Consider the following 20,602-nt stretch of genomic DNA (forward strand, 5'->3'; position numbering starts at 1 on the left):
AAAATAGAAGTCTATTTCAGTTTAATGCCAAGCCATGGCAATGAACATCTTAAATTACACCCGAACGTGGCTAAAAAATACATCCAGACGCAGAACAATGCTAATATAACGCGCAATTTTCATGGGCAAAACCGACACGGAAAATCTTATGAGCATCTCTCCATCTTTGCTTGAACACTCTATCCAAATCAATATTCAGCAAGCGCTGCAAGAAGATATTGGCGATGGTGATATTACCGCATTACTGACCCCTGAAGATGAGCAGGCCACTGCGACCATTATCAGCCGCGAAGATATGATTCTGGCAGGCCAGCCGTGGGTAAATGCACTGATTCAAGCTTACGATGCCAATGTTCAAGTGACTTGGTTGAAAAATGATGGAGATCGAGTTGCTGCTAACGAAGCCTTTTTAAAATTGGCAGGTTCAGCTCGCAGTCTATTAACCGTAGAGCGTCCTGCATTGAATTTTGTGCAAACCTTGTCTGCGGTTGCCACCAAAACTGCGGCTTATGTACAACAGCTTGAAGGCTTAAACACCAAATTATTAGATACCCGTAAAACCTTACCAGGTTTACGTATTGCACAAAAATATGCCGTGACTGTCGGTGGCGGTCAAAACCATCGTTTAGGCTTGTTTGATGCCTTTTTAATTAAAGAAAACCACATTATGGCAGCGGGTGGCATTACTCAGGCAATTGCCAAAGCACATGCCATTGCTCCAGGTAAGCCTGTAGAAGTTGAAGTGGAAACTTGGGATGAACTCAATCAAGCTCTCGATGCCAAAGCCGATATTGTGATGCTAGACAACTTTAGCCAGCAACAGATGATTGATGCTGTTCAGCATGTGGCGGGTCGTTGCAAACTTGAGGCATCTGGCAATATCACCATTGAAAATTTACGTGAAGTGGCCAGCACAGGCGTTGATTATATTTCGATGGGTGTCTTGACCAAAGATGTGAAAGCTATTGATTTATCGATGCGTTTCAATGCTTAAACTTAGATAAGTTGAAATTCAGGAGGCAAACTTGCCTCCTTTTTTATGCCTGAATTTCTACTCAATCATCATCTTCGTTGTCGTTGTCGTTGTCGTTGTCGTTGTCGTTGTCGTTGTCGTTGTCGTTGTCGTTGTCGTTGTCGTTGTCGTTGTCGTTGTCGTTGTCGTTGTCAGAAGCTTGACCGAGTACGCTACGATTGTCTTCATTTTCACGTTCTGAACGTGAATCACATGCGGTCAGTAGCAACATCATTGCAGACATCAAAATAATCAGTAATTTCATGGGCATCTTCCTGTTTTAAACATTTTTGATCATCTTAAAAGAATCCACGCATCGGTATTGTATAATTTTGATTCAGCCCTCCTGACATGATTCAAGCGCATCCATAAAAAAACGCATCCGAAGATGCGTTTAAAACAGTGGTACAATCTTAGAAAACTTGGTTTACCAACCTAAAGCCTGTTGCTGTTTTTTCACCAATTCCTGAATACCTTTTTCTGCCATTTCCAACATGGCATTGCACTGCACGCGAGTAAACGGCTTGTCTTCTGCAGTACCCTGAATTTCAATAAATTCACCTGCTTGGGTCATGACTACGTTTAAATCAGTCTGGCAGTTTGAATCTTCTTCATAGCACAAATCCAGTAATACCTCATCTTGGTACATGCCTACAGAAATTGCAGCCACCAAACCTTTTAATGGGTCATGCTTAATTTTTTTCTTTTCTAGCAATACATTCATGGCATCAATTAATGCCACTGCCGCACCTGTAATGGCTGCAGTACGGGTACCGCCATCGGCCTGAATCACATCACAGTCAATAGTAATGGTGTTTTCACCCAGTTTTTTTAAATCGACCATGGCACGTAAACTGCGACCAATCAAACGCTGAATTTCCTGCGTACGCCCGCTTTGTTTGCCACGTGCTGCTTCACGGTCACTGCGGGTATGCGTTGAACGTGGCAACATGCCATATTCTGCTGTCACCCAGCCCTGCCCCTGACCTTTTAAAAAGCGAGGTACAGAGTTATCAATACTTGCGGTACACAAAACTTTGGTATGACCGAACTCAACCAAAACTGAACCTTCAGCATAGCGAGTATAGTTACGGGTAATTTTTACCTCACGTAATTGGTCTAAGGCTCGTTGGTCAATACGCATAATGGGTCCTTATTTTTGGCTCAAATAAATTGCCCGCAAGTATAACAGATGCCACAGCGCAGGTCGCTTTTCCAAAGCTTGACGTGTGCTGTTTCGGTAAATTTTGCCTGTATTTTTACAAAGTGGCTTCATTCATCTTTTAGTATTATCGTGAAACACAGGTTTTTGTTAGACTGCGCGGCACTGGCAGAATCAGGAAATACAATGTCGATTCGGGAAGAACGAAAACAACAAAGTCGTCAGGCAATTATGGATGCAGTGCTGCAACTCAGCAGCGCAGGACGTGCATTTAGCAGCATTAGCTTAAGAGAAATTTCACGACAGATTGGACTGGTGCCCACCGCATTTTATCGGCATTTTCAAGATATGGATGAGTTGGGGCTAGATTTGGTCGATCAAGTTGCCTTGCACATTAAAGGTATTTTGTATCAGTTGGGACAAGCTTATTTATACCAACCCGATGCACAGACCGAAAAGGCATTGACCCTATTTTTTAAATCTGTCGATCAACATCCACAACAATGGATTTTTTTAATTGCCGAACGCTGGGGCGGTTCGACCATTTTACGGCAAGCCATCGCCCGTGAAATTGATTTTTTAATTGAAGATTTAGCTAATGATTTACAACGGGTCGAAAGCGTACAACATTTTCAGCATGCTGAAGATTTTCACATTCTGGCCAATATTTTAATTAATTTATCGTTAAATTGGGCAATGAGCTGGATTGGTTTAGAACGCCAATTTGAAGCCGAAAAATTACCTGAACAACAGCAGCGTTTTATTCAACAAACCATTACTCAAGTACATTTATTATTTCGTGGCATTTGCCACTGGCAACGTCCGCAGCCTGTCGCAGATTAAACATACAACACACTTTTAACCTGCATTAAAAAAACCGCAATGACGTTGCAATCATTGCGGTTTTTAGCGATGCGCTGCTGATTCAGCCTTGCATCATCTTGTTATTGCATCTGCTTATTTCTTAGCTTTACGCTCTTGATCAACCAAGTAGTTCACTACTTGAATCACTTTGCCGTTATCGCCTTGAACGATATATTTACCATTCACCACCACCGCAGGTACACCTGTCAATTGGTACTGACGCGCCAATTGTTTAGCTTGTGAAATTTTAGAGGTGATCGCAAACGAGTTAAACATGCTGTTAAATTTCGCTTCAGGTACACCATATTTCACAAAGAATTTAGCTTGTGATTGCTGGTCAAAAATTTGCTGACCTTTGTCATGAATGGCATGGAAAAGTGGCAAGTGAGTTTTCTTGCGCACACCCAAAGCTTCAGACACATAATAACCACGTGCATTCATTTCCCAAACAGGATTCATGGCTGCAGGAGTACGCACAAAATTCACATCTTTAGGTAACTGGCGTAACCATGTTTGCATATATGGTTCTAAAGTAAAGCAGTGACCACAGCCATACCAAAAGAACTCACGCACTTCAATTTTACCCGGTACATCAACCTTACCCGGGTTGGCGACAACGCTATAATCTTTACCTGCTACAAAATTTGCCGCCATAGTGCTACCAGAAATAGCAAAGATGGCAGTTGCCAAACTACCTAAAAGGAATTTTTTCATTGCGTTTATAATCCTCTAAATCATTCTGTTTAGTGTATGGCAACACTATAAATCAATTATGCTGATTTCGTTTTCCTTCTGTGAACTTTTTTACAGCTTTTATCGCTTTTTTTAGAATTAACGCTACACTAGGGTTTATATCTATTTTTCCAATTATCACGACCCAATTGAGGTGGCACCCATGTCGCATTTGAATGTTGATCCACAAGAAATTGCCAAATTTGAAGCATTTGCAGCCATATGGTGGGATCAGCATTCCGAGTTCCGTCCCCTGCACATGATTAATCCACTGCGCTTAAACTGGATTGATGAGCACGCAGGCGGCTTGGCAGGCAAAAAAGTGCTAGATGTCGGCTGCGGTGGTGGTATTTTGGCTGAAAGCATGGCGCGTCGCGGTGCCAATGTGCTTGGAATCGATATGGGCGAAGCACCTTTAAATGTGGCACGCCTGCATGCAGAACAAGAAGGTGTACAAAATATTGAATATCGCCAAATTCCTGTTGAGCAACTGGCTAATGAGCATGCTGGTCAATACGACGTGGTGACCTGTATGGAAATGTTAGAGCACGTACCCGACCCTGCCTCAATTATTCAAGCCTGCCAAAAGCTGGTCAAGCCAGGTGGTCATGTATTCTTCTCCACCATTAACCGCAACCCTAAATCATACCTATTTGCCATTATTGGGGCAGAATACGTGCTGCGCATGCTGGCCAAAGGCACACACGATTATCATAAATTTATTAAACCCTCTGAATTGGCACATGACATTCGCCAAGCGGGTTTAAAACTCAAAGATATGACGGGTTTACACTACAACCCACTGACTAAACGCTATTGGTTGGCACCAAATGTTGATGTGAACTACATGGTCTACACGGTCAATGAGGCAACAGAATGAAAGCCGTTTTATTCGACCTCGATGGCACCTTAATTGATACCGCTGCTGATTTTATTCGCATCATTCAAGACATGTGCCGTGACAAAGGCTGTGAGATTGTGGCAGCAGATGCCATTCGTACACAGGTGTCTGAAGGTGCACGGGCAATGGTAAAACTGGTCTATCCAGAACTTGAGGTAGATGACCTTGTATTTCTTGCGCACCGACAACGCTTTTTAGACCTGTACGGCGCAGATATTGCGGTAGAAACCGATCTGTTCGAGGGCATGTATCCACTGCTCGAAGCTTTGGAACAGCGTAAAATTCCGTGGGGAATTGTCACCAATAAACCACGCTGGCTCAGTGAAGCCTTACTCAAGGCACTGAATTTAACTGACCGCTGTGCGGTTTTGGTCTGCCCTGAAGATGTCAGCCACACTAAACCAGACCCAGAACCCATGTATTTGGCAGCCAAACAGATTGAAATTGCCCCTGAAGATTGTATTTATGTGGGCGACCATCCACGTGATATTGATGCAGGCCGCAATGCCAATATGTACACCATTTTGGCCGCTTACGGTTATTTACCGTTACAACACAAAGATGACTTAACAGCGTGGCAAGCAGATTGTATAGTGGATTCAGTCGCTGAATTACATACGGTTTTAGATAAATTGGTGCTGCAAGCCGCAACATCAGTAAACAGCCTGAATGCCAATGCCTGAGTTGGTTCTATTACACCTGTCAAAGTACGAATATCACCTTTAAAACATGACCAATAAAAAATCAATATAGGAGGGATGACCATGAAATACTCAGAATATCAACCTCGCCCCGATCTGTTAAAAGATCGCATTATCCTCATTACCGGTGCGGGAGATGGTATTGGACGTGCCGCTGCCCTCAGTTATGCCCTGCATGGGGCCACTGTGGTATTGCATGGTCGTACCCTCAATAAACTTGAAGTCATTTATGATGAAATTGAAAGTTTAGGTGCACCACAACCTGCTATTTTACCGCTGCAACTGTCTAGCGCTTCGCCACGTGACTATGAGTTGCTGGTCGATACTCTAGAGAAACAATTCGGACGTTTAGACGGTATTTTGCACAATGCGGGCATTTTAGGTGAACGCACCGAGCTGGCCAATTACCCTGCAGATGTCTGGGATGATGTCATGGCGGTAAATTTACGTGCGCCTTTTGTCTTGACTCAGGAATTATTGCCGCTCTTGGCAAAATCAGAACATGCCTCGGTGGTATTTGCCAGTTCAGGGGTTGGCCGTGAAGCACGTGAACGCTGGGGGGCTTATTCAGTTTCTAAAATTGCGATTGAAGCAGTCAGCCAATTATTTGCCAAAGAGCAAGTTCACCCGAATATTCGCTACAACTGCATTAATCCAGGTGCGACCCGCACAGCCATGCGTGCCAAAGCCTATCCAGATGAAGATCCAAAAACCTTACCAACACCCGATGCAATCATGCCTGCCTATTTATATTTAATGGGCGATGACAGCTTACACATGAACGGTCAAAGTATTGATGCACAGGATTAGTTCTGTCGTTTGATCCGAAGAAAGGAAGCGCTTGCTTCCTTTTTTATGGACTTAACCTAGCATATTGCCAATTTTTGCACATTGATTTGCGGTAAAATGGCATCGCACAAGCATTTTCAGGTTTCTATCCTGCCTATTTTTGGCAATGCAAAGCCTGATTACCATGCTTCCACATCTCAATTCAACCTCAACGATGCAGAGAGCAACATGACTGAATTAAACAACATCACCGTGACACCACTTGAAGATGGTATGGTGTCTTTACTGATTGATGGTCAGCCTATTTCTGAAAAATATGGCATGAAGTTTGAAGCCAGCATCGTAGATGACATTCAGGCACTCGACAACGGTCAGAAAATCAAACTGTTTGATCAGTTTGTATTTTCACATACCGACCTTAATTTTGAACATGCTTACCACTATGTCACAGGCATTGAAAAACTGGACGATGCCTACAAAGTGGTTAAAAACTTTGTTTATCGTATTAAAATTGAAGGGCAACCTGAAATTGAACACGTGATTACCAAACAAGGTACACCAATGAGTACTGAAGATGTGCGCGAATTTATCAATGCACATATTCAAAAATCACTGACCGACTACACCGATTTAAACTACGCCTATTAAGCAAAAATCACGGCAACGGCGGAATAAATCGTTTTATTGGATTGATTTTATAAAATTAAACGGTTTCACAAATTAACATATATCACCTATGCTTGATATATCTCCACAACAAGCATTAGGTAAATTGTGATGACTGATATTCAACGTAAAACTGCCGTGATTCAAAGTATTGAAAGCTTACAATTAGGTCAGCATTTAATTGCGGCTTTAGATGATCGTGAAACAGCCGAAAGTATTGCCATCGCTGTGCAATCATTACAAGGCTTAACTGAACATTGGAACTAGAGCAGACCATAGCAGTACGCTGCTATGGTGATGTCTCATCCTTTCCTTAGCACAAGAAAAATCATCCCACCCCTATTTTCTGAGCGATAGCTACTAAATTTCGTATTTTGTCGCATAATAGAATCAATACCATGCCGCATCCTGCAGATGCGTATTTAAAAAATTCATGTGCTTTCTTCACAGTTTCTCTGCATTTAATGGCTAAAGTATGAACTGTGAAATAGAGATAAAAGATGAGGGGTTTACATGAAAAAGATTTTGACAGTTCTGGCAATGTCTTTCAGTGCTTTACTAAGCAGCAATTTTGCAACTGCCGCTCCTCAATTTGATCGAGACTCAGCTGACCATCCTCGTAACCAAGCACACAATAAACATGAATTTCGTGCCGATGCAGAAGAGCGCATGCAAGACAAACGCCGCATGCGTGAAGAACGTGGTGTAAAACGCTTACAACAACATAAATGGCAAACGGGTTATGTCATGCCGCAGCATTATCGTGGCAATGGTTATAAAGTCGATTATCAGGAACATAACTTGCCCCGCCCTGAACGCAAACAACAATGGTATAAAATCAACCAAGACTACATTTTGGTCGATGTCGAAAACCACCATATTTTGCGTATCGCAGGTTTATAGATCTACTGTTACGCGTACACAAGCTCTAAATCCATAGCCCAAAGTCCACTTTGGGCTTTTTTTATAGAGTGATGTCCCACACTCATCACATTGCTGTGAAATATCCCGCTCGGGCTCTCCTTGTTTTCTCCATAAAACTCACAATTCACCTCAATTTCCACCATCGTTTATCTTGAGTATTTGATTAATTTGGACACATCAACCCATATTTAAAACTGAAGGTAAATCCCATGAAAAAATTACTCAGCACCTTAGCACTGTCTTTAAGCGCAATTATCGCAACATCGGCCATGGCAGCACCCGACCATCGTTATGATGATCGTCGTCATCAAGCGAGTGCAGCATATAAACATCACGACAAGCGTTGGGACAATCCACGTCATCATGCACAGTGGGAACAAAAGCGTTATGATCAAAAACGCGTGAATCCAAGTCGTGACTGGCGTGTAGGTCAAAACCTCCCACGCGGATATGATGCGAACCGCTACAAAGTCAGTGATCGTGAAGCACGTCGTTTACCCAACACAGGTCGTTATCAGCAGTGGTATAAAGTCAACGGTGACTATGTGCTGATTAATGAGCGCACCCAGCGTATTATTCGTATTATTGGCTAAAACCGTTCAGCCTGAGCTGAAAAATAGCATTTCTCCACAACACCTGAAGCACCATTCAGGTGTTTTTTTATATTTAGTCTTCCGCTGCAGAATTTTTTGATTAGAATCAAAGACAGCACCATCGATCATTACAGCAGGCCAACGAATGACTCCAACTGAAAACCCGCACAGCACAACCTTACAATATGTGCATTGGTTTAGACATTCTGCGCCTTATATCAATGCCCACCGCAATAAAACCTTTGTGATTATGTTCGATGGTGAAGCGGTTTTGCATGAAAACTTTCAGCACATTATTCATGATATTGCCCTGCTACACTCACTTGGTATTCGCCTGATTTTGGTACATGGTGCGCGCCCACAAATTAATCAAAACTTAAAATTCAGCCAAATTGATACGCCATTTCATTTGCAACGTCGTGTCACCACCCGCGAATCTTTATCGTGTGTCATGAATGCTGTTGGTTCAATTCGCCTGCAAATTGAAGCCTTATTATCGATGGGGCTAGCGAACTCCCCTATGTACGGCGCACGGATTGATGTGGTGTCGGGCAACTTTATTACCGCCAAACCGTATGGCATTCGTGATGGGGTCGATTATCAACTGACTGGCGAAGTCCGCACGGTAGATGTCGATGCCATTCAACGCCATTTAGAAAATCATAATATTGTGTTGCTCGGCCCGACAGGTTATTCCACCACGGGTGAAGTGTTTAACTTGTTGGCCGAAGAAGTGGCAACCAAAACGGCCATTCAATTAAAAGCCGACAAACTAATTTTCTTAGGCGCACAACACGGTTTGCAAAATGCTGAAGGTCAATTGCAACGTGAAGTTCATCCGCAACATTTAAATCCATATATTGAAGATGCTCAGCAACATCATCCCGAACTAGCTTTACATTTAAATGCAGCCCAAGATGCCTCATTAAACGGCGTACATCGGGTACATCTCATTTCCTATGCCTACGATGGTGCTTTACTCGAAGAACTGTTTACCCGTGATGGTTCAGGGACGATGGTGAGTGATGCACATTATGAAGAAGTGCGTACGGCCAATATTCAGGATGTAGGCGGCTTGATTCGTTTATTACGTCCTTTAGAAGAAGAAGGCGTGTTGGTCTATCGTTCACGTGAGCGTCTAGAAAATGAAATTGGACAATTTGCAGTGATTGAACGTGACGGCATGATTCTCGCCTGTGCCGCCCTATATCCAATTCCAACCACAGGTCATGAACTCAAGTCTGCCGAAATTGCCTGTGTCGCGGTTCATCCTGCTTATCGTAAATCCAACCGTGGCCGCCAAATTTTGGATTATTTAGAAGATAAAGCCAAAGCCATGGGCATTCAGCAATTATTTATTTTAACTACCCGCACCGCACACTGGTTTCTAGAACAGGGCTTTGCTCCTGCCAGTGTCGATGATTTACCCGATGCACGTCAGGCTTTATATAACTATCAACGCAACTCAATTGTGTGTAAAAAACGGCTCTAAGTGAGGTTTTTTGACAGGTTGAATGATACTGCACAACCAAAATCCAAACATGTTTCACGTGGAACATGCTGCCGATTAAATCAGGTCATCACACCTATATCTGTCAGCACGACATTGTACGGATGATCAAAATTGGCAGCATCCACACCACTGTTTAGTTTTTTTAAATAAAATTGATGCAAGGCAGGAAGAAACTTTACTTTTATCATTTATATAAAAAATTCAAAAAACTTATTCATTCAGTCAGGAAATACAAAAGCAAGATACTCCCCCTCTGTAACTATGCTTTTAACGGATTTAATAGCTAAGCTACAGAATAAACTAAAAATATTTTAAAAATACATCTTTAAAGGATGCACAAGCCTGATGATTTGCCGTACAATTAATAATTCCCTTTTTTCATTGTTTTAAAATTACGAATGGAACAAAAAAAGAGTACACAAAAACGCCATCAGCTTCTCAATGCTGCACTCGACGTATTTTCTTTATACGGATTTAGCGGCGCGAGTTTGGACGAAATCGCACAAATTGCAGAGATGCATAAGTCGAATATTTTCTATTATTATGAAAATAAAGAGGCGCTCTATGTTGAAGTACTGACCACAGTACTACAAAAATGGCTTGCGCCTTTACAAATGCTTGAAGCCGAACTTGAGCCAGAAGAAGCGATTACCAATTATCTGTTACAGAAAATTGAGGTTTCCCGTACTCAACCGAAAGCATCACGTCTATTTGCTTTAGAAGTGATTCAAGGTGCGCCACATGTTCAGGAAATTTTAAAAGGTCCTCTGAAAAAACTGGTAAAACGCAAAGCCAAAGTCATTACCATGTGGCAAGAACAAGGCAAACTGTCGAAACAGATTGACCCTGAACTGCTCATTTTGAATATTTGGGCCATTACCCAAAACTATGCTGACTTTGCCACACAAATGGAAATGGTCACAGGTAAAACCTTGCGTAACCGCAGTATGCTGCAACGCGTTTTACAACACACGGTTCACATGATGTTGTACGGTATTGTGCCTCGTCAGGACGAAATCAATGCTACAGAAGCAACTGTTGTCACGGCTGAACCAGCACAGGAAGCGCAAGAATAATCGCGCCAACCTGAACAAATATCCGAATTTAGCTCACGACCCTAGTTTTTACTCGGGTCGTGGCGTTTTGGGCAACTGTATTACTTAACACTTTGATATAACGATAATAATTTTTGTGCGCCTAGCAACAAGTTTTCTTCCCAGTCTAAATGTGCCGTATCATTGGCACCATCGGTAATGTATTTCACCGACAGCATTCGCACCCCTAATTTTTTACAGACTTTGGCAATCGCATAGCCTTCCATGTCAACCAACTGACACGGTACTTTGGGCGTACCCGTTTCAAAGCTATCCCCCGTACCACAAATGCCACTTGGCAAATGCTCAAAATAGCGTTCCAAATGAATTTCTGCAGGATGTTCCTGATCCATTGGCGTGACTCCCACCTGAAAACCCAACGGAGAAACATCCATATCGCGCTGCACAAACTGGCACACTTCCACCAAAGCATGCGCATCAAAATGTGAGCTACCAGCCGTGCCTAAATTCAATAAAGTTTTACAACCAGTCTTTTGAATCACTTCAAAGGCTTTAAACGCAGCATTGACCTTACCAATACCACTGTAATGCACCTGAATCCCAGCCTGCTCAAACAAGCCTTTAGACTCACTGGGCAATGCCATAATTAAAGCAAAATCAGAATTCATAGCCATCTACTCGTGCAGTTCATTAAAACCGCCCCATTAGAAAAGAAATTTGAATACGGTGCAAACCCGATTGCGATTTGCAGATTAAATTGTCGGATTTTGCCTGATTTTTCGATAATTTTTCAGGTTAAAAACACAACAACAAGACGAAAGCGCGAGAATATGGCAATATATAGCCCTTACAAATTTTCAACTTTCATCCGATCATGCAGCTGCTCCGCCTGAATGCTTTATCTTCAACCACTGACCTCGCCCAAACTGCCGTGACCATTGGCAATTTTGATGGTGTGCATGTCGGTCATCAGGCGATGATTCAACAGCTCAAAGAAGTTGCTGCGGCGCAGCAACTCAAAACCGTGGTGATGCTGTTTGAACCTCAACCATTGGAATTTTTTAAAGGCTACGATGCCCCACCACGCATCAGCTCGTTGCGGGAAAAAGTCGAATATCTGACTGAATTGGGCATCGACTACATTGCGGTGGCGAAATTTGATAATCATTTCCGCAGTTTAAGTGCCGAAGCCTTTGCAAAACTTTTAAAAGATACCCTGAATGCCTCGCATTTGGTCTTGGGCGATGATTTTCATTTTGGCAAAAACCGCCAAGGCAATAGCGAGTTTTTGCGCAACTATGGCTTTCAGGTCACCAATTTAAACACCATTGAACTAAATGGTGAGCGTGTTAGCTCAACCCGTATTCGTCAAACTTTACAAGCAGGCGATTTGGCACTGGCAGCCAAACTGCTTGGACGCCCATATAGCATTACAGGGCGCGTCCAATATGGCGATCAAATTGGTCGTACCCTAGATTTTCCAACCATTAATGTGCGCTTAAACCGCCATAAACCCTGCTTAAATGGCATTTATGGCGTTGAAGTGGTGTGTGAAACCACCGCTTTAAGTGAAAAAGTCAAACATGATCATCCCGATAAAACGGGTGTTGCAGGCTACAGCCCGAACAGTCTGTTTGGTGCAGGACATGTGGGTACGCGCCCAGCCATCCAACAAGTACAGCCCGAATGGCGATTAGAAGTACATTTCCCCAATGTTTCTGCTAATCTGTATGGCTTATTAATGCGGGTCACATTTTTAAACTATTTACATGGCGAAAAAAATTACCCTTCGCTTGAAGCACTCAAAGCGGGAATTGATGATGATGTTGAAAAACTTCTTGAATTTCGACAAGATCATCCAAATTTCCCTTTTTAATTTACCCTAAATATTTAATGTAAAACGCGTCAGTCCATGGGCTGATTCAACTGGAAGACAACTTGCATGAGCGATAAGCAAACTCCTGAAAATGCAGTGGATTATAAAGCCACGCTAAACCTCCCAGGTACTGAATTTGCAATGAAAGCAAATCTCGCAGTACGTGAAGCGAAATGGTTAGAAGAGTGGTATGCCGACAACATTTATCAGCAGATTCGTGCATCGCGTATTGGCAAGAAAAAATATGTGCTTCACGATGGCCCTCCGTATGCCAATGGTCAAATTCACTTGGGTCACGCGGTCAATAAAGTCCTGAAAGACATTATTATTAAAAGCCGTGTCATGGATGGTTTTGACGCACCCTACGTTCCGGGTTGGGACTGTCACGGTTTACCAATTGAACTTAAAGTAGAAGAAAAAGTGGGTAAGGTGGGTGTAAAAGTCGATGCTTCGACTTTCCGTAAAGCCTGTCGCGAATATGCTTACACCCAAGTCGAATTACAGAAAAAAGACTTCGTGCGTATGGGTGTATTTGGTGATTGGGACAATCCTTACCTCACCATGAACTTCAAGCAAGAAGCCGATATCGTGCGTTCATTGGGTGCAATTGCCAAAGCAGGTCATATTGAACCGGGTCTTAAACCTGTGAACTGGTGTTTGGACTGTGGTTCTGCATTGGCAGAAGCCGAAGTTGAATATGAAGATAAAAAATCCGATGCAATTGATGTCGGTTTTGCTGTGGTCGATTTAGCCGATTTATCTGCACGTTTGGATGTGCAAGTGAATGATGCCACTGACATCGTCATTTGGACGACTACACCGTGGACTTTACCTGCGAACCAAGCCGTTGCATTACATGCCGAAATTGAATACCAATTGGTGAAGGCACGTGCCGATGAAAAAGCACCACAAAACTTTATTTTGGCCAAAGAATTGGTACTGTCAGCAACTGAACGCTATGGCTTTAGCAGCTATGAAGTGTTGGCAGACTTTACTGGTGACAAACTTGAAAACCTGATCTTGCAACATCCACTGATTCAAGCACGCCAAGTACCTGTGATTTTAGGTGAACACGTGACCGCAACAAGCGGTACAGGTGCAGTACATACCGCGCCTGGACATGGTGTGGACGACTATAAAGTTGGCTTACAATACAACCTAAAAGTTGACAATCCTGTCGGTGGTAATGGCGTATATTTACCTACTGCACCAATCTTTGCAGGCGAACACATCTACAAAGCCAATCCACAAATTATTGCGACTTTGGCAGAAAACAATAAGCTGTGGGCACATCACCCAATCAAACACAGCTATCCGCACTGCTGGCGTCATAAAACTCCAATTATTTTCCGTGCGACACCACAATGGTTTATCAGCATGGATAACCAAGGTTTACGTCAAGGTGCATTGAATGCGATCGAAAATGAGATCAGCTTCGTGCCAGATTGGGGTAAAAACCGTATTCAAGCCATGATTGAAGGCCGTCCAGACTGGTGTATTTCACGTCAACGTACTTGGGGTGTGCCAATTCCATTCTTCGTACACAAAGACACCAACGAATTACACCCTCGTACACCTGAATTGATTGAAGACGTTGCAAAACTGATCGAGCAAGAAGGGATTGATGGCTGGTACAACCGTGAAGCCAAAGACTTCATTGGTGATGATGCCGAGCACTACAATGCAGTACGCGATACATTAGACGTATGGTTCGACTCAGGCACGACCCACTACGCCGTACTACGTGAGCGTGAAGAGTTGCAAGACCCAGCCGATTTATATCTTGAAGGTTCAGACCAACACCGTGGCTGGTTCCAGTCTTCATTGCTCACCTCAATTGCGATCAATGAACGCGCACCATACAAAGGCTTGTTAACCCACGGCTTTGTAGTGGATGAAAAAGGTCGCAAAATGTCGAAATCGTTGGGTAACATCATTACTCCACAAGACATTATTAAAGACATGGGTGCAGACGGCTTACGCTTCTGGATTGCATCGGCAGATTACCGCTATGAAATGACCGCAGGTAAGGAAATCTTTAGCCGTGCCTCTGACGGTTATCGTCGTATCCGTAACACCTTGCGTTTCTTGTTGGCTAACTTAAATGGTTTCAAACCCGCTACAGATGCTCTGCCTGTAGATCAGTTGATTGCACTGGATCAATACATCCTGCAACGTGCCGCAGAAGTACAGAAAACCATTCAGCAAGCCTATGAAGATATGAACTTCCATATAGTAACCAGTGCGCTGACCAACTTCTGTATTAATGACTTGGGTGGTTTCTACCTCGATATCATCAAAGACCGTCAGTACACCACCAAAGCAGACTCGCAAGCACGTCATTCTGCACAAACAGCTTTGTATCACTTGGTTCAGGCTTTCGTTCGTTGGATGGCACCAATCTTAAGCTTTACGGCACAAGAAGCATGGCCGCTAATTCCTGAGCAATCAGAAAAATACGTGTTCACTGCAGAATGGTATGACATCCCAGTGGCTTCTGAAGCCAACATACTGGCAGAAGCGGAATGGCAAACCCTGATCGCTGTTAAATCTGCCGTCAATAAATTCATTGAAGCTGCACGTACCGCCAAAACAGTCGGTTCCAACTTGTCTGCTAAAGTTGAACTTTGGGCGAATGACGAACTCAAAGCCGTATTGGATAAACTAGGCGATGAGCTACGTTTTGTCCTGATTACCTCACAAGTGGTTGTGAATGGCTTTGATGCTGCACAAGGTGAAGCCTCTGATTTAGATGGCTTGAACGTGAAAGTTTCTGCAGCAGATGGCGAAAAATGCGTACGTTGCTGGCATGTACTCCCTGATGTGAATACACATTCTGCACATCCAGGTTTGTGCTCACGTTGTATTATCAACCTTCCAACAGGTCAAGGCGAAGAGAGAAAATATGCCTAATCCACAACACAAAAAGGGCTTATTCCAGTTCTATCCACATAATTTATGGTGGGTGGGCTTGTCCATTGTCGCGATTATTCTCGACCAATGGACCAAATGGATTGCAGTATCGCATCTGAATTACGCAGATCCAGTGCCTGTATTGCCCTTTTTGAATTGGACTTTACTGCATAACTATGGCGCTGCCTTTAGTTTCTTGTCCGATGCAGGTGGATGGCAACGTTATTTCTTTACCTCACTGGCAGGTTTAGTGTCTGTAATTTTTGTATTTTGGCTAATGCGTATGCCAAAAAATGTCATCGTACTGCCTTTGGCGATTGCCTTGATTTTAGGCGGTGCGATTGGGAATTTAATTGATCGGGTCAGTCTTGGCTACGTGGTCGATTTTATTCACGTGTACTACAACAACAGCCACTTCCCTGCCTTTAATATTGCAGACAGTGCCATCACACTTGGCACCATTCTGCTGTTAATTGATACGTTTTTCCTAGAAAAGCACCGAATTGAACGAGCGCAGGCGCAACATGACTGAAATTATTAATCCAAATGATGAAACTCGTATTGAAGATGGCTCAAAAGTCGAATTGCACTTTTCTATCGCCATTGAAAATGGTGTAGAAATTGACAACACCCGTAGCCGCGCTGAACCTGTAAGTTTGGTCATGGGCGATGGCAGCCTATTACCTGGTTTTGAAAAGTCATTATTTGGTTTACGTGCAGGTGACCGTCGTACCGTGAGTCTTCCACCTGAAGAAGCATTTGGTCCATGGAATCCTGAAAACGTACAAACTTTTGATACGGTTAAATTTGAGCAACATCCAGTTGAAGGACACATGATTGAATTTGAAGATAAAGCCAAACAAAGCCTCTATGGCGTGGTGAAATCTGTCAACGATGATGTGACTGAAGTAGACTTTAACCACCCTTTAGCGGGTAAAAATATTACCTTTGAAGTTGAAATCTTTAGAGTGACCCCAGCAGGACAACAAGGTATTAAGTTGATGTAATCAATTTGCATACTTACTGCATCTTTCTGCTGTTCAAATCTCCCAAGTACAAGAAAATGAATTTGGGAGATTTTTTATTGAATAAGATAATTATTAAATATAATCAAATACTTAAAATTAAATAAATCCAGTTTATTGATCTATATTTTACCGATATATCGTTGTACGTTTTAGCTTACATGCACTGCAGAAAATTGACGCTAGGCAAAGATCAGCTTTCATTTTATATTTAACACATACAGAAACAGGATGTTTCTAAAAGCAAGAATAACAATAATAAATAATATAACGGCAGGACGCTGAAAGGTATAACAGGAGTAATACCTAAACATAAATCTGAAAAAGCCCCGACATGATGTTGGGGCTTTTTTCTATTTGTTTTTTGTCCTACTTTGAAATAAGTTTAGACCTGAAGAAATTTATTTTATGGAGCCACCAATTTAAGCAATCTGGCAGATTGACCATCTTCAATCACCCAAATATTGCCATCCTGTGCTTGAAGTACGCCACGAATCCGCTGACCCATCTCGATACGCTGTAACTCCCGAACAGGCTGTGCTTGCGTATCCACCACAATAATTGCTTTTGAAGATAAACCACCAAGAATCGCTTTATGCTTCCAATGTGGGAATACATCTCCCGTATAAAACATCAAACTTGAGGGAGAGATGACTGGCGTCCAATCCAGAACAGGGGCTGTAAATTCAGGACGAGTTGCATGGTCTGGAATGGGCAACCCATTATAATGATCACCATTCGACACCAGTGGATAGCCATAGTTTTCGCCCTTGACAATCAGATTCAACTCATCGCCACCTTTAGGTCCCATTTCTGCAACCCAAAGCTGCCCTGCGGGATCGAATGCCATGCCTAAAGGGTTGCGATGCCCCAAACTCCAGACTTGCTTGGCAATCTCTCCATGTGTTTGAAATGGATTGTCTAAAGGGGTTGTGCCATCTGCATTTAGACACAAAATTTTGCCTAAATTAGATTTTAAATCCTGAGCAGGTTCAAACTTTTGTCGCTCACCAGAACTTATCCACAATTTGCCATCTGCACCAAACTTTATACGATGCGCATAATGCCCCTGTCCCGATACTTTCGGCACTTGCTGCCAGATTCTTTGAATTTGGGTGAGTTTTGGCGTGGGTTTGGCATCTAATACAAGCTTGCCCCGAATCACGACTGCACCGTAACCACCCGCACCCGCTTCGGCATAACTTAAATAAATCTGCTGATTCTGTTTAAAGTCAGGATCTAAAATGACGTCACCCAAACCACCTTGTCCGCCATAGGCGACTTCAGGGATAGCTTGAACATCTAAGCATTGACCTGTTTTTGGATCAAAAAGTTTTAATTTCCCCGCTTTTTCTGTAATTAATAGGCGTCCATCGGGTAATTCTGCCAATGCCCACGGCTCATTAAAATCTGCAATTGGCTGTATTTGATAGCGTTGTAAATTTTGTGCAGAAGTTGATTTTGACTCTAAAGCAGCCGTGTTCTGTTTCGGCTCAACTTGCGCATTACACCCTGTAGTTAAACCCAATACAACTAGACATATAAATCCATAGTATTGCCGATTTATCTTGAGCATCCTAATTGCTCCTCTATTCATTCAATCTTTGCTTGTGCTAATCAAGACATCATAATCAATGAAATGTACCTCGTGCACAGTAGAAATGTAGCGATACACACTTTCTTACTTAAATCTTCTACAAAATGAATAGGCAAAAAATTAAGGAGCAATGCTCCTTAATTTCAAAGTCCCAAAACACTAACGATCAATTAAATATAAGATCGGCTGGCTTTTTTAACCACGCTTGGCTCACTCACCACCTGTGATGTACTTTGTAAACGAATCAGTGCTACTGCAATTGCACCAATCACTGCAGGAATCGCCACCGCCAAAAAGTTCATTTTATGTGGTAAATCCATGCCCAAAAGTACGCCAATAATAATAGGGCCTACAATCGCACCGACACGCCCCACTGCAGAAGCACAGCCGATACCTGTAGAACGAATCGTAAGTGGATAATACTGAGCAACAAAGCTATACAATAAAATACTGCTGCCAATGGCAGAAGCACCTGCTAAGCCCACCAATAAATAAATCACAGGCTGTGGTGAATTAAAGCCTAGACCCACTAGAGAGAATGCGCCCAATAAAAACATGCCAATAATCACAGGTTTTAAGTGGAAACGGTCTGCTAAAATCCCGCCACTGATGGTTCCGATCACAGCACCAATGTTCATCGCCATTAAGAACATTAAACTGTTACCCAGCGAATAACCTGCTGCCATCATCAGTTTTGGCAACCAACTGCCCAAAGCATAAACCATCAACAAACACATAAAGAAGCAGCACCAAAACAGCAAAGTACTCATGCCACGGTTATTTTGAAATAAGGCTGCAATTGAGGCATCTGCGGTTTGTACTTCATTTAATACAAATTGTGTTTGTGGGCTGATATTTTCTTGTGGGCTAATTTGCTGGACGATGTGACGCGCTTTTTCATGTTGCTGTTTTTTCACCAAAAAAGTTAAAGATTCTGGTAAGAAAAACCACAATAAAGGCAAAATAAGTAACGGTAATCCCGCAATATAGAACATCACTTCCCAGCCAAAGCTAGGCGTCAACCATGCACCAAGTAAGGCTGCCATAATGCCGCCCACGGCATAGCCGCTGAACATGGTGGTAACTAAGGTACTACGCATTTTTTGTGGTGCATATTCAGAGGTTAAAGCCACGAGGTTAGGCAATACCCCGCCAATCCCTAAACCTGCAATAAAACGTAAAATACCAAACTCTGTTGGGTTGGATGCAAAGCCGCCCCAAAAAGTAAAGCCACTAAATAACGTCACACAAATTAATATGACATTTTTACGGCCAATTTTGTCTGCCAACATGCCAAACAGCATGGCGCCAAACATCATGCCTGCCAGTGCCGTACTCGCAAGCATACCTGCCTGTACAGCCGTCATATTCCATTCTTGCATCAGTAGTGGTAAAGCCACACCGTTAATCGCCAAATCATAACCGTCAAAAATAACGACAAATACGCACCAAAGTACAATTTTTAAATGAAAAGGTTTAAACTTAGCTTGATCCACTACAGCATTCACATTCATTGTTGTTGCTGTCATTTTTCCCTCACCTCCAATTGTGAGCTTTTTATTTTATAAAAAAATGAATGGTTATTCACTTTTGTATATAAAATGAATCAATATTCACTTTTTGTCTACAGCAAAAACTTAACTCTGGTTAATTTTCTTAAAAACCTAGACTAAAGTTGTAGATAAATTCGACCAAATAGACTTGCAGTAATTTATGATATTTTGATATATGCTATATTTTTCACATAATTTATTATTGTAAATATATTGTTTTAAACTTCTTTCTTCTACTTTTCTTCTTAATATTTTCCTTTCCGTATAAAAAAGCCCCCTTGACGTTTATGTCAAGGGGGCTTTGAATAATGAGCTGGCGATGACTTACTCTCACATGGGTAACCCCACACTACCATCAGCGCGAAGAGGTTTCACTTCTGAGTTCGGGAAGGGATCAGGTGGTTCACTCTTGCTATGGTCGCCAGCACAACTGTTTACGGAGACTTGCATTGGTCTTACTCACGACTGTGATGCACTGCGTTTTCCGAATCTGTAACAGATTGGGCTGTATTGGGTCTGAATTTTATTGTTTAGCGTTAACTAAATCAAGATCAGTCTGAATTGACTGATTGGATTTGAATCGATTGAGCATACAACGCCAACTGTTTGGGTGTTGTATAGTCAAGCCTCACGAGCAATTAGTATTGGTCAGCTTCACATATCGCTATGCTTCCACATCCAACCTATCAACGTCGTAGTCTTCAACGGCTCTTTAGGAGGCATAAA

The 20,602-nt window shown here is 42.5% G+C and carries 21 protein-coding genes and 2 rRNA genes; 15 read left to right on the forward strand and 8 right to left on the reverse strand.

The window, feature by feature from the left end; genetic code table 11:
* The first annotated feature begins 148 nt into the window (after window positions 1-148).
* Window positions 149-994: a carboxylating nicotinate-nucleotide diphosphorylase gene (gene nadC, locus HX743_RS10600; protein WP_168417639.1), complete on the forward strand. Its 846-nt coding sequence runs from the start codon at window positions 149-151 to the stop codon at window positions 992-994.
* A 61-nt stretch (window positions 995-1,055) separates the two neighbouring features.
* Here the strand turns inward: nadC and HX743_RS10605 are convergent, their stop codons facing one another.
* Complete coding sequence (locus HX743_RS10605) at window positions 1,056-1,277, reverse strand: hypothetical protein (protein WP_178319189.1); 222 nt, start codon at window positions 1,275-1,277, stop codon at window positions 1,056-1,058.
* A 162-nt stretch (window positions 1,278-1,439) separates the two neighbouring features.
* Entirely contained in the window at window positions 1,440-2,156 is a 717-nt protein-coding gene (gene rph / locus HX743_RS10610; RefSeq protein WP_096902471.1) for a ribonuclease PH, read from the reverse strand.
* A 204-nt stretch (window positions 2,157-2,360) separates the two neighbouring features.
* On the opposite strand from rph, the gene HX743_RS10615 reads away from it, so the two are divergent.
* Entirely contained in the window at window positions 2,361-3,017 is a 657-nt protein-coding gene (locus HX743_RS10615; protein ID WP_004974072.1) for a TetR family transcriptional regulator, read from the forward strand.
* A gap of 114 nt (window positions 3,018-3,131) precedes the next feature.
* On the opposite strand, the gene HX743_RS10620 is transcribed toward HX743_RS10615, so the two are convergent.
* The gene (locus HX743_RS10620; RefSeq protein WP_004974070.1) at window positions 3,132-3,752 is read right to left on the reverse strand and encodes a thiol:disulfide interchange protein DsbA/DsbL; all 621 of its coding nucleotides are present in this window, start codon (window positions 3,750-3,752) and stop codon (window positions 3,132-3,134) included.
* Window positions 3,753-3,933: 181 nt separating this feature from the next.
* On the opposite strand from HX743_RS10620, the gene ubiG reads away from it, so the two are divergent.
* The 9 genes from ubiG (at window position 3,934) to HX743_RS10665 (ending at window position 10,933) form a co-directional block, all read left to right on the forward strand.
* Complete coding sequence (gene ubiG / locus HX743_RS10625) at window positions 3,934-4,650, forward strand: bifunctional 2-polyprenyl-6-hydroxyphenol methylase/3-demethylubiquinol 3-O-methyltransferase UbiG (protein ID WP_178319190.1); 717 nt, start codon at window positions 3,934-3,936, stop codon at window positions 4,648-4,650.
* Window positions 4,647-5,354, forward strand: a complete 708-nt coding sequence (locus HX743_RS10630; RefSeq protein ID WP_178319191.1) for an HAD family hydrolase — start codon at window positions 4,647-4,649, stop codon at window positions 5,352-5,354. The genes ubiG and HX743_RS10630 overlap by 4 nt, the downstream gene beginning before the upstream one ends.
* Before the next feature lie 81 nt (window positions 5,355-5,435).
* A complete protein-coding gene (locus HX743_RS10635) occupies window positions 5,436-6,182 on the forward strand; it encodes a YciK family oxidoreductase (protein ID WP_131261239.1) in 747 nt (248 codons plus the stop codon).
* Between the two features lie 207 nt (window positions 6,183-6,389).
* The gene (locus HX743_RS10640) at window positions 6,390-6,809 is read left to right on the forward strand and encodes a hypothetical protein (RefSeq protein WP_178319192.1); all 420 of its coding nucleotides are present in this window, start codon (window positions 6,390-6,392) and stop codon (window positions 6,807-6,809) included.
* Between the two features lie 129 nt (window positions 6,810-6,938).
* A complete protein-coding gene (locus HX743_RS10645; protein WP_178319193.1) occupies window positions 6,939-7,094 on the forward strand; it encodes a hypothetical protein in 156 nt (51 codons plus the stop codon).
* A gap of 246 nt (window positions 7,095-7,340) precedes the next feature.
* Entirely contained in the window at window positions 7,341-7,730 is a 390-nt protein-coding gene (locus tag HX743_RS10650) for an RcnB family protein (protein ID WP_154320157.1), read from the forward strand.
* 230 nt (window positions 7,731-7,960) lie between these two features.
* The gene (locus HX743_RS10655; protein WP_178319194.1) at window positions 7,961-8,344 is read left to right on the forward strand and encodes an RcnB family protein; all 384 of its coding nucleotides are present in this window, start codon (window positions 7,961-7,963) and stop codon (window positions 8,342-8,344) included.
* Between the two features lie 145 nt (window positions 8,345-8,489).
* On the forward strand, window positions 8,490-9,836 hold the full coding sequence (gene argA, locus HX743_RS10660; protein WP_178319195.1) for an amino-acid N-acetyltransferase: 1,347 nt from the start codon (window positions 8,490-8,492) through the stop codon (window positions 9,834-9,836).
* 419 nt (window positions 9,837-10,255) lie between these two features.
* Window positions 10,256-10,933, forward strand: coding sequence for a TetR family transcriptional regulator C-terminal domain-containing protein (locus HX743_RS10665; protein ID WP_178319196.1), 678 nt, complete (start codon window positions 10,256-10,258; stop codon window positions 10,931-10,933).
* Between the two features lie 80 nt (window positions 10,934-11,013).
* On the opposite strand, the gene HX743_RS10670 is transcribed toward HX743_RS10665, so the two are convergent.
* On the reverse strand, window positions 11,014-11,580 hold the full coding sequence (locus HX743_RS10670; RefSeq protein ID WP_178319197.1) for a 5'-nucleosidase: 567 nt from the start codon (window positions 11,578-11,580) through the stop codon (window positions 11,014-11,016).
* 206 nt (window positions 11,581-11,786) lie between these two features.
* Between HX743_RS10670 and ribF the strand changes: the two genes are divergently transcribed.
* The 4 genes from ribF to HX743_RS10690 all read left to right on the forward strand — a co-directional run bounded on the left by ribF (window position 11,787) and on the right by HX743_RS10690 (window position 16,708).
* Entirely contained in the window at window positions 11,787-12,788 is a 1,002-nt protein-coding gene (gene ribF / locus HX743_RS10675) for a bifunctional riboflavin kinase/FAD synthetase (RefSeq protein WP_178319198.1), read from the forward strand.
* A gap of 66 nt (window positions 12,789-12,854) precedes the next feature.
* On the forward strand, window positions 12,855-15,701 hold the full coding sequence (gene ileS, locus HX743_RS10680) for an isoleucine--tRNA ligase (RefSeq protein WP_178319199.1): 2,847 nt from the start codon (window positions 12,855-12,857) through the stop codon (window positions 15,699-15,701).
* Window positions 15,694-16,233 (forward strand): signal peptidase II, encoded by a 540-nt coding sequence (lspA, locus tag HX743_RS10685; protein ID WP_004974039.1) that lies wholly within the window; start codon window positions 15,694-15,696, stop codon window positions 16,231-16,233. The genes ileS and lspA overlap by 8 nt, the downstream gene beginning before the upstream one ends.
* The gene (locus HX743_RS10690) at window positions 16,226-16,708 is read left to right on the forward strand and encodes a peptidylprolyl isomerase (protein WP_178319200.1); all 483 of its coding nucleotides are present in this window, start codon (window positions 16,226-16,228) and stop codon (window positions 16,706-16,708) included. The genes lspA and HX743_RS10690 overlap by 8 nt, the downstream gene beginning before the upstream one ends.
* Before the next feature lie 424 nt (window positions 16,709-17,132).
* Here the strand turns inward: HX743_RS10690 and HX743_RS10695 are convergent, their stop codons facing one another.
* The 4 genes from HX743_RS10695 to HX743_RS10710 form a co-directional block, all read right to left on the reverse strand.
* Complete coding sequence (locus HX743_RS10695) at window positions 17,133-18,302, reverse strand: PQQ-dependent sugar dehydrogenase (protein WP_178319201.1); 1,170 nt, start codon at window positions 18,300-18,302, stop codon at window positions 17,133-17,135.
* 191 nt (window positions 18,303-18,493) lie between these two features.
* Window positions 18,494-19,852: an MFS transporter gene (locus tag HX743_RS10700; protein ID WP_178319202.1), complete on the reverse strand. Its 1,359-nt coding sequence runs from the start codon at window positions 19,850-19,852 to the stop codon at window positions 18,494-18,496.
* A gap of 335 nt (window positions 19,853-20,187) precedes the next feature.
* Window positions 20,188-20,302: ribosomal RNA gene (gene rrf, locus HX743_RS10705) — 5S ribosomal RNA — on the reverse strand.
* 191 nt (window positions 20,303-20,493) lie between these two features.
* Window positions 20,494-20,602, reverse strand: a 23S ribosomal RNA gene (locus HX743_RS10710); the annotation flags it as partial.

The organism is Acinetobacter sp. Swhac1 (assembly GCF_013390985.1).
In the GTDB taxonomy this organism is placed as follows: Bacteria; Pseudomonadota; Gammaproteobacteria; order Pseudomonadales; family Moraxellaceae; genus Acinetobacter; species Acinetobacter towneri.